6 protein-coding genes, 1 tRNA gene and 1 pseudogene are annotated in these 9,658 nt (G+C 43.5%); 4 read left to right on the forward strand and 4 right to left on the reverse strand.

Annotation, left to right across the window (positions count from 1 at the left end):
- Together ACKPQ4_RS06805 and ACKPQ4_RS06810 are read right to left on the reverse strand one after the other, a co-directional pair.
- Positions 1-1,734: DUF7133 domain-containing protein (locus ACKPQ4_RS06805; protein ID WP_456151854.1), on the reverse strand; the 1,734-nt coding region annotated here is incomplete at its 3' end.
- 160 nt (positions 1,735-1,894) lie between these two features.
- A complete protein-coding gene (locus tag ACKPQ4_RS06810; protein WP_407680440.1) occupies positions 1,895-2,605 on the reverse strand; it encodes a zinc metallopeptidase in 711 nt (236 codons plus the stop codon).
- 173 nt (positions 2,606-2,778) lie between these two features.
- Between ACKPQ4_RS06810 and ACKPQ4_RS06815 the strand changes: the two genes are divergently transcribed.
- The gene (locus tag ACKPQ4_RS06815) at positions 2,779-4,284 is read left to right on the forward strand and encodes a rhamnulokinase (RefSeq protein WP_407680441.1); all 1,506 of its coding nucleotides are present in this window, start codon (positions 2,779-2,781) and stop codon (positions 4,282-4,284) included.
- A gap of 2 nt (positions 4,285-4,286) precedes the next feature.
- Here the strand turns inward: ACKPQ4_RS06815 and ACKPQ4_RS06820 are convergent, their stop codons facing one another.
- A complete protein-coding gene (locus tag ACKPQ4_RS06820) occupies positions 4,287-4,724 on the reverse strand; it encodes a superoxide dismutase [Ni] (protein ID WP_407680442.1) in 438 nt (145 codons plus the stop codon).
- A 174-nt stretch (positions 4,725-4,898) separates the two neighbouring features.
- Here ACKPQ4_RS06820 and ACKPQ4_RS06825 point away from each other — a divergent pair, with 174 nt between their 5' ends.
- Positions 4,899-5,789, forward strand: a complete 891-nt coding sequence (locus ACKPQ4_RS06825) for an HDOD domain-containing protein (RefSeq protein ID WP_407680443.1) — start codon at positions 4,899-4,901, stop codon at positions 5,787-5,789.
- A gap of 101 nt (positions 5,790-5,890) precedes the next feature.
- A tRNA-Arg gene (locus tag ACKPQ4_RS06830) sits at positions 5,891-5,967 on the forward strand.
- A gap of 464 nt (positions 5,968-6,431) precedes the next feature.
- Here the strand turns inward: ACKPQ4_RS06830 and ACKPQ4_RS06835 are convergent.
- Positions 6,432-6,935 (reverse strand): annotated as a pseudogene (locus tag ACKPQ4_RS06835) (fasciclin domain-containing protein); the annotation flags it as partial.
- A gap of 346 nt (positions 6,936-7,281) precedes the next feature.
- Here ACKPQ4_RS06835 and recC point away from each other — a divergent pair.
- On the forward strand, positions 7,282-9,658 hold a 2,377-nt coding region (recC, locus tag ACKPQ4_RS06840), incomplete at its 3' end, for an exodeoxyribonuclease V subunit gamma (protein WP_407680444.1).

Below are 9,658 nucleotides of genomic sequence, written 5' to 3' on the forward strand. Positions count from 1 at the left end.
ACTTGCCATAGTTGCCACCCATAACCTGCCTTGATTGTCGAAAGACATTTGCACCGGATTTGCCAGGTCAGGAAATCTTTTTTCATCCGCGAAAAGTTGTACTTTATAGCCGGGGGCTGTTTTTAGTTTGCTCACGACTTGTTCACCCGGAGTGTAACTCAATCTTCCGTGTTTTATATTATCGGAACGATAATTGGTTGCCACCTTTGGCAGTTTGATGGTTTTTCTGTCCTCCTCAGCAAGGTTAATGGACCCGTAATGAACGCCAGTACGATCCCAGTAAGATTTTCCGTCCCACTGGGTAATGGCCATACCGTAGATTTTTGAATTCACATCCAATCCTATTTGGTGAGCTTTGACGGATAATCGATGCCACTTCCCGACGCTTGGTAAATTGCCCAATCTTTTTCTACCTGCTGTTCCTTCAATGCCGTATGGTATAAGGTTTTGACCCCAGAAAGCCCGGTGTTCCCAATTTCCGTTATGAAATTGTAGCATGATTTGTTTGGGAGGATTTTTTGGATCTAAATAAACCCAGGCAAAAAATTCCTCTTCCCTGTCTGTTATGTGGTGAGGATGCCGGAATTGATCGACCACTACCTGACTGTTTCTCTTTCCTTGTCTTAATAAAGAGGCTTTGCCGGAAAGAACTGGTTCTGGGGCACCTACAAAATTCCACCCAGCAGATAAGCGGCTGTTGCCGGGTGCTTTGTCCTCAAAAAATAAACGGGTTCCCGATCCGATACTGGCTGCCCAAATTGCTCGGTCTCGAATTTCAGTAAACTGCCTAATTTTCTGCAATTCATAGGGGTAGTTCTTAGGACCGTGTGGATTATATCTTCTTCCGTAGACATGAACACCATTGGGGATTTTATAATCACTAAGCCAATAGAAGTTTTTATCCATCACTGCATCGTGGATAGCTTCCCGTTTATTTTTCTTAGGGTTGCCTTCGCCAAAAATTCGATCGCAAAGGAGATTGGCGAGCTTGCGGTTTCCCAAATCATTCAAAAGAGCACCATCTACGGTGTGAATGTCCTCCCCTTTGTACCATTGCAGCGAGGGTTTATAAGCATCCACAAAAGTAATACGCATTTTTTTGGCAATTTTCTGCATCGCATCGACATACAGTGCGAGGTTCTTATTTTGCGAGGCACCAGTGGTTACTCCCGGTGTGGGCTCAACTGCAGTAGGGGAGATCAAAGCAAAAAGAGGTTGGGATTGCCCATTGTAGCGCTGGCTAAGGCTATGTTTAAGGAAGGCAGTCAGTTCCTTTTTGAAAGCTTCCAGTCCGCTCGGTCCATCAAAGGAAGAATTGAATCCGAAAAATGCCAGGATTATATCAGTTCTTAATCGGGTTAGCCACTGATCAGGAGTTTCAAAAAAGCCTGAAGGCTTGGTAATAGCCTGGAATTTTGCTGGCACAAGATTTTTGGCTCCGGGGAAAGCGTATTGTTCTTCCTGTCCTCGGCCTGGGTGCGGACGAAAGCCTGGGGTGTTTCCTTCGTCACACATATTGCGAATTACCAATCGGTGGTGGGGGAAGCGCAATTGAACCTCGGTTTCAAAATGACCATAATGTACCATTCTTGATCCCATCCCAGCACCGATCATTGAAATACGATGTTCTTTTTGAAGAGCAATTTTTCCAGTCGAAGAATGTACGAGGAGAAAAAGACCTAATAATAGAGGCGAAAAAACTCGTCCGTTTAAATTTTGGAAGAATGTAGGCATGAAATTGAACATTTTTTTTAGAAGGTAAAGGGTAACAGTTTTTTCCAAATTATGAAAGAAAGACAATTTTCAATAGCCCGAATGAACGGAATTGGGACTACTTTAAAACTATGCAGTAAAGGGTGGCAGGCTCAGGCAGATAATGTAGACCCACAACAAATTAGTTGCGACGCCCACCTAGTAAACCTAAGCGAAATGCCCAATACAGGAGGGTGAGTAGGGATGTGACAAAAGCAGCAACATAAGTCATGGCTGCAGCATTGAGAACTTTTCGGGCACCATCCAATTCTTTCTCGGTGACATATCCTCCTTTTTGCAGGCAGGCTATTGCCCGGCTGCTTGCATCAAATTCAACTGGCAACGTAATTAAAGTAAACAAGGTCGTACACCCAAACAAAAGAACTCCAAGCCACGACAAAGAAGCTCCAGTGGCGGTTTGTACACCTCCTAGGAAGAAGGCGAGCATGATCACAATCATAGAAAGTCCGCCCCCAAGATTGGCAACAGGCACCCAAGCCGAACGAAAAGACAGCAGTGTGTAGGATTTTGCATGCTGGATGGCATGGCCAACTTCATGAGCTGCTACTCCAAAGGCAGCCATGCTGTTCGAGTCGTGAACCGATTGGCTAAGTCGAAGCGTTTTGGTTCGGGGGTCATAATGATCGCTCAGTTCTCCAGGAACACGTTCGATGCTGACATCATTTATGTTGTTGTCCTGTAATATGTTGCGGGCAATGTCTGCACCGGTGAGTCGTGAACGGGTAGTAAACTTACTGTATTTACGAAAACGTCCCTTGGTGATGCTGGATGCATAAAAGCTGAGCCCCATACCAATCCCAATAACGAGAAGATAAACTGGATCAAAAATCATATTAAATTAGGGTTTCAGTTAAAAGCGTATCAAATATTTGAATCTGCCTAGACATCTTGATATCAAATCCTTTTGATTCTTCAAGCAAGAGTGCCCATTTGCAGGAAATTTTATTATGCTATCTTTTTCTCGACAGTCCAAGCGTCTGGAAGTACCGATAAGAATCTTATTCTATGATTGATTTTCAGTCCAATTCTAAAAAAGTCTACCTCGCAGTAGACTTGGGTGCAGAAAGCGGGAGAGTCCTAGCAGGTGAATTTGATGGAAACAAATTGCAACTTCAGGTCGTACATTCATTTCCCAATGGACCTGTAGCCCTGAATGGTTCGACTCACTGGAATACGGTTGGGTTGTATCAACAAATTGTTAATGGGCTTGCTACAGCCCAGGCGAGATATGGAACATCTCTTCAATCCATTGGAGTAGATAGTTGGGGGTTGGATTACGGTCATTTGGATAAAAAAGGAAATTTACTGGGCTTGCCCTATCATTACCGGGATGAACGTACCCATCCTATGCTTGATCAACTTTTTTCCATGGTTCCAAGAGAGGAGTGTTTTTCCCGTACTGGTATTCAGCCATTGCTTATAAACACGATTTTTCAATTGATGGCTGAAAAAGAGGCTAACCAATCATGCCTGGATGCCTCTCAAAACCTCCTTTTTACACCGGATCTGATTAATTTTTGGTTAACTGGAGAAAAAGGAAATGAAATTACCATGGCTAGTACCAGCCAGATGCTTAATCAATCTTCGCGAGCCTGGGACTTTGAACTGCTCGATCGTTTAAAACTGCCCACTCACATGCTCGGAGAGTTGTGGGAGCCCGGGCATTTAGTTGGAACGGTCAGGGGGGGAGCTCAGGACAAAATTCGCTGTCAAGATTTGCCCGTATTTACTGTTGGATCGCACGATACCGCCTCGGCGGTTGCTGGAGTTCCTGCTTCTAATGGATCTGACTTTGCCTACCTTAGTTCAGGAACCTGGTCGCTAATGGGCGTGGAGCTTGATCAACCGCTCTGCGATGCCGAGAGTGATCAGCTCGGTTTTACCAATGAATTCGGAGTCAGCCAAGATGTTCGTTACCTCAAAAATATCAGTGGGTTATGGATCGTTCAGGAATGCCGTCGACACTGGCAATCGGAAGGAGAGGAATTCGATTATGCTCAGCTAACCAGTATGGCTCGTGAAGCCCGTCCTTTTTCAGCAATTTTAGATGTGGATGATTCCGTATTTTCTACGATTGGTGAAATGCCTAGCAAAATTGCCGAGCGTTGTGTTGTTTCTGGGCAGGTTGCTCCCCAGTCCAAAAATGAAATCGTACGGACTTCCCTTGAGGGACTTGCCCTAAAATACCGGGAAGTACTCGAGAATTTGCGTCGGAAAACGGGTAAGTCTCTTGATCAATTACACATCGTAGGGGGAGGAACACAAAATGAATTGCTCAACCAAATGACTGCTGACGCTACAGGTTGTGAAGTGCTGGCTGGTCCCATCGAAGCGACTGGGGTAGGGAATGTGATCGTGCAAATGATAGCAGCGGGCGAATTAAGTTCCTTAGCTGATGCCAGGCAATTGATTGCCAACTCTTTCGAGCCGAAAAGATATGAGCCCAATCAAACGGCCCAGTGGAATGAGCCTTATGGAAGAATGCTTGAGATTCGAAGAAAGACTTTTTAGCCTTACTTTTCGTAGACCATTTGAAAGCCTTCGATCGCTGATTTAAGGAAATCGGCACTCTTAGTATCCACTCCCTGCTTACACTTCATCGCCGCCACCATCACGGAGTGTGCACCTTTGAGTAAACTGTCGTACTTATCCGAGGATGATTTAATTCTTTGAGTGAGGAAATATTCGGCGATAATTTTTTGGATCTTGGAAGCATGATCTTCCTTAGCTGCAACCCAGCGGTTTAATTGATTGGCAGATTTTGCATCTTTTTTGCCAGCCAGATCAGATATTTGATCAATCGCTTTGGCAATCGTAGTTTGATCCTCGAGCATCTGCGTAAAGCGGGCAGAATCTCCGTACACACCACACGGCACTTGGCAATGGGACCATGCATATTGTTGGGTGAAAAGGGTGCAAATTAATGTAAGAAGTCGGAGGTTTAAGTTCATGTAGTTATTATTACATGTTATTCTAGTATTTTTCAAGTATCTCGGATGAGTTCCCAGCTATTTGTATTTTTTTACAGATGAAATAATAAAATTTAGTAATTAAGAATTACTTAGAAAATTTCATTTGATCATTTTCTTGAATGATTTTTATTGGTAACTAAATTTATCAAAAATATGATTGAATCGATTGATTACAAAAAAATTATTAAGTCTCTTGAGCAGAAACTTCCAAGTTTGCCACAAATCCTCGAGGATCTTGTTAAAAAACTTTCGGATCCAAATTCGAATTTAGATATTGTTGAAGAGTTGGTAGAGGTCGATCAATCCATCACCACACAAGTGTTACAAGTGGCGAATAAAGTTGAATTTACCGAACCAGGAGAAGAGCGCATTACCACCATTCACGACGCGTTGCACAAATTAGGCTTTGAGAATGCCAAGAAAATTGCCCTCAATGTATCGGTTCTTAAATTAATGAAATTGCCTAAATCTACTGTCAATTTCTGTTGCGAAGATTTGTGGCAACACAGCCTAGCTGTTGCCGTTGCTTCATCTGAAATCAGCAAGCTTGTTGGGTACGATAATCCAGACCAAGCCTATGCCTGTGGACTTATGCACGATATTGGCAAAATTGTGAAATTAAAATTTAATAAGAAAGATTTCGTCAAGGAATTGGCCTCTGCCAAACGCAAGAATATCGACCTTTATGATCTGGAAATAATGAGAAACCTCGTTCGGCATGACCTCGTGGGTGCTAAAATGATGCAAGCATGGAATATGCCTGAATCTTTGATTCTCCCAGTTCTTTGGCATCATGTTGAGGATCGTAGCTTAAGAGCGGAAGTCGATTCACCCGATCATCACCTGCTCATTGATATCGTATATTTCTCAAATTTTATTGTTCACAAGCTTGGCATTGGCTTTAGCGGACATGGAATAACGAAAACCCCATCTGATAAATTCCTTAGATCCTTTGGACTATCCACAGAAGGCATTGAAGATTTAGCTGGGCAAATTCAACAAGCATTTGATGATGCCTGCCCCTCTTTACTCCTGTTGGATTAGGAAGTTAATTAACGGTTCCTGCAATAAATCGGGGAAGGCAGATTTAATTAGTTGTTTTCTTAAAGAGCTAAATTGATTATGGTCTTCACTCTTGGCCATTTGCGAGAGTAGCTCAGCTGGATAGAGCATCGGTCTTCTAAACCGAGGGTCGTGGGTTCGAATCCCACCTCTTGCGCCACTTTCTAAGCGGGTTCTAGTTCAGTATTTAAGCGTGGTGCAGAATGTTTTCAGTTTTAATGGGCATTATTAATTAACTTGGTTTCAATGTATTACAAAATTTTAGGGTAGTATTTGTAATAAAAAAGCGAGCCTCCCAAAAGAAGACCCGCTGATGGTGGACAAGAAAATGGTTAGTTCGAGGAAGCTAATACTTCATCGAATGCATTTCTCATAATCCAAGCTTGAGATGTCGGGGCAACCAGCAGCCGAAGCTTGTTGCATGGCAGTTTTAATTTTGGACATCGATGCTGAGCAGGCAGAGGAGGGGCATTGATCGAGGATCTCATCTCCTGCTTTCATGTAGAGGGCTGCGGTTGTTACATGATGGCCTGAATTAAACATCGGTACGCCTTTGTGTATCGCTTTTTTAATAATTTGATCCGTATTGCTCGGTTGTATGGAAGATGTCTGATTTACGAGATTTGGAATAAGTACTGAATCGATCGCGTGTATAATACCGTTGGAAGTTTTGATGTTCGCCTTTACGACTTTGGCGTAGTTGATAAACAAATCGTTGTCTTTACTTGATAACTCAAACGAACCACCGCTTAGGGGTTCTGCAGTTCTCAACTTTTTGGCTTTATTGGCATCCACTTTACCGGGTATCACATGGTAGGTGAGCAACATTTGTAATTTGTCCTTATTCTCTGGTTTCAACAAATTTTTTAAGGTTTCAGGCCAAAATTTCTCGAAAGCTTTGTCGGTTGGGGCAAAAACGGTGAATGGACCATCTCCCTTAAGAGTTTCCACAAGCCCAGCTGCTTGTACTGCTGATACGAGCGTGTTAAATGAGCCTGCATCTACGGCTGTATCGACTATGTCTTTTGTAGGAGCTCCAAAGCTGGAAAAAGACAGGACTGTAAAAATAAGTGTGAGAGAGAGATATTTCATAATGCATGTATTATTTAATTTGTTAATAGAACGCATTTCACACGACTTTAGTTCACTGTTTTTGATGGTTTAATTTTTTATCCTAGTTGAGAGTCAGCATTCCAAAATAAAGTAAGGGTGCGTGCTTCTTATTTTTGATTTCCTGTCGTAAAGTTTAAATTGCTCCCCAAACCTTCCTGAGCAGGGCAATTGATTCCTAAATAAATAGTTATTAAATAATTCTTTCGGACTCTATTTGTCCTTATGATTTGTTATAAATTCTTTATGGCTTTTTTAACTCTTCATCCTGTTACCGGGCAATTAACTATAAATCGTTAGTGCCCATACGATTTCATTCGATCTTCTTCGCACATTTGTTTTCAACATTTATATTTTCCACTAATTGAGCCAAGACGAGATAGATTTTGATATGGAGCAAATAAGTGCTCAGGGAACCGTGAAGGGTAATTTCGGGCATGGTATCCTTCTTTATGGTTCGAACGATTCAGAGGTTCTTGTGGAAAAGTGTGCGGAAAATCTGCGTGACGGCTATGTCGATCCATTCCAATCCATAGAATTCCTTGTGCAAAGCCGCGGAATGGGTGCCTGGTTAAAACTGCAGCTTGCCGATCGTATGAAAATATTTGGGCGTTCTCAGTTCCGGTTCCCCGAGGAGACAATATGGATGATTCTTCGTGGCTTTCTTGGTGGAGTTCCTGCAAAGAACCCTTACACAAAAGAGGGAATGGCATGGAAAATATTTGGGCTTCTGCCGGAATTAATCGAGTCCGAACCCGAAGCATTTTCCCCGCTCGTTAGTTACCTCGGTCAAGATCAAGGAAATGAAGATAGGCGGTTTCGTTTGTGTCGACAGGTATCAACCCAGTTTGATTCATACCAAACCTACCGCCCGGAAATGATCATCCAATGGTTAAAAGGTAAACAAGTAGACGGGGAGCATGCTTGGCAATCTATACTCTGGAGAAAGTTGCGTGCAGCAATGGGAGAAAAATCCTTGCCTGAATTGGTTGTAGATATGCAAAGATTAAATGGTCCAAGATCTCTGCAATCACTCCCGCCCCGGTTGATTGTATTTGGGATTTCGACCTTACCTCCTGTGTTTTTAGATATTTTAAAATCGTACGGAGAAGTCCGCCTGCTTCAAATATATGCTCTTCAACCTGCTCCGGTCATGTGGGGCGAGGTGCAATCGGAAAAATGGAAGCAACGGGCAATGATTCGTGCGAACAGGGAGGGGCAGAGTGGTTGGAAGGAAGAGGACTTAAATATTGAGAGTGGCAATCCTTTGATTGGATCGCTCGGTCGAACGGGTAGGGAATTTTTTAATCTTTTGGTAGATCGGGATGCACATGATATTCCGTTATATTTTCGAGAACCGAAGGGGCATTCGATTCTCTCATCTTTACAAAGATGGACATTCGAAGTTTTCACAGATCACCCCAAAGAACGCACGAAGTTTGATAAATCCGATCTTTCTTTGCAGGTTATGAGTTGTCACAGCCCGATGCGGGAAACCGAGGTGTTGAGAGATTACCTACTTCGTCGATTTGCCGATGATCCCACAATCCGACCATCCGATATCTTGGTGATGATGCCTGATCCCGAGGCCTACGCACCTTACATACGGGCCACATTTGGGGGGATGGAGGATGGTATGCCCGGTAAGTTTCCTTTCTCGATCGTTGATCGGGAACCAAGGCATGAAAGTCAGTTGGTGGATTTCTTTTTTGATCTGTTGGAATTTTTTGATGGTCGGGCGACAAATACTGAGATCCTGGATCTACTCGACTCCCTGCCCGTACGTACAAGGTTTGAATTAACGGACGACGATATCGATACTTACAGACAGTGGATTCGTGATTGTCACTTTCATTGGGGTTTTGATGGCGAGCATAGAAAATCTATCGGTTCCACACTTACCGACGAACATAGCTGGAAACATGCGTTCGATCGTTTGGCGTTGGGGTACACGATGCGTTCTCATAATGAACGCACCTGGTCAGGAGTGCTTCCTTATGACGAAATCGAGGGGGAGAATACGAACCGTTTCGCCAAGCTTTTTCAAGTTACTGACCTTCTGAGCAGTTTTGAAAAATCTGCCCGGCGTTCTCAGGGACTGTCAGAATGGAAATCTTTTCTGGACTCTCTCTCTCGTTCTTTTTTCCCGCAAAATAATGACACTTTGTTGGATCGCCAGAGGATCAACCAGGCAATTCATGACCTTGGAGAACAGTATGGTAAACTTGCACCTGATTCCGTGGTTCCCCTCAGGGTTATTCGATATCATCTCAATAATGTGGTGGAGTCGGGCACCACCCGTGGCCAGTTTCTTACCCGTGGAGTAACTTTCTGTGGATTGCGCCCCATGCGCAGTATTAGTGCAAGGATGATCTGCCTTATTGGTATGAATGAGGGCGCTTTCCCCCGGCAGACGCAGACTGCTAGTTTTGATTTATCTGGTGAACGCCGTCCTGGAGACCGATCTGCTCGGGAGGATGATCGATACTTGTTTCTTGAATCCCTGTGGTGTGCCCGTGACTTCCTGTATTTAAGTTATATTGGACAGTCGATACGGCAGTCAGAAGAGATTTCCCCCTCTGTGGTAATCGCCGAATTATTGGATGCATTAGACAAAGTGGTCGATTTTGGGGATAGGGATAACCGCCCAATTTTGGCCAAGGATGTACTGGTACAATCCCAATCCCTGCATCCATTTGCAGTGGATAATTTTACTGGCGATCAATTGCCCCGTTCGTTTT

It is taken from the genome of Candidatus Chordibacter forsetii (genome assembly GCF_964187505.1).
GTDB classification, from domain to species: Bacteria; Verrucomicrobiota; Verrucomicrobiia; order Opitutales; family Seribacteraceae; genus Chordibacter; species Chordibacter forsetii.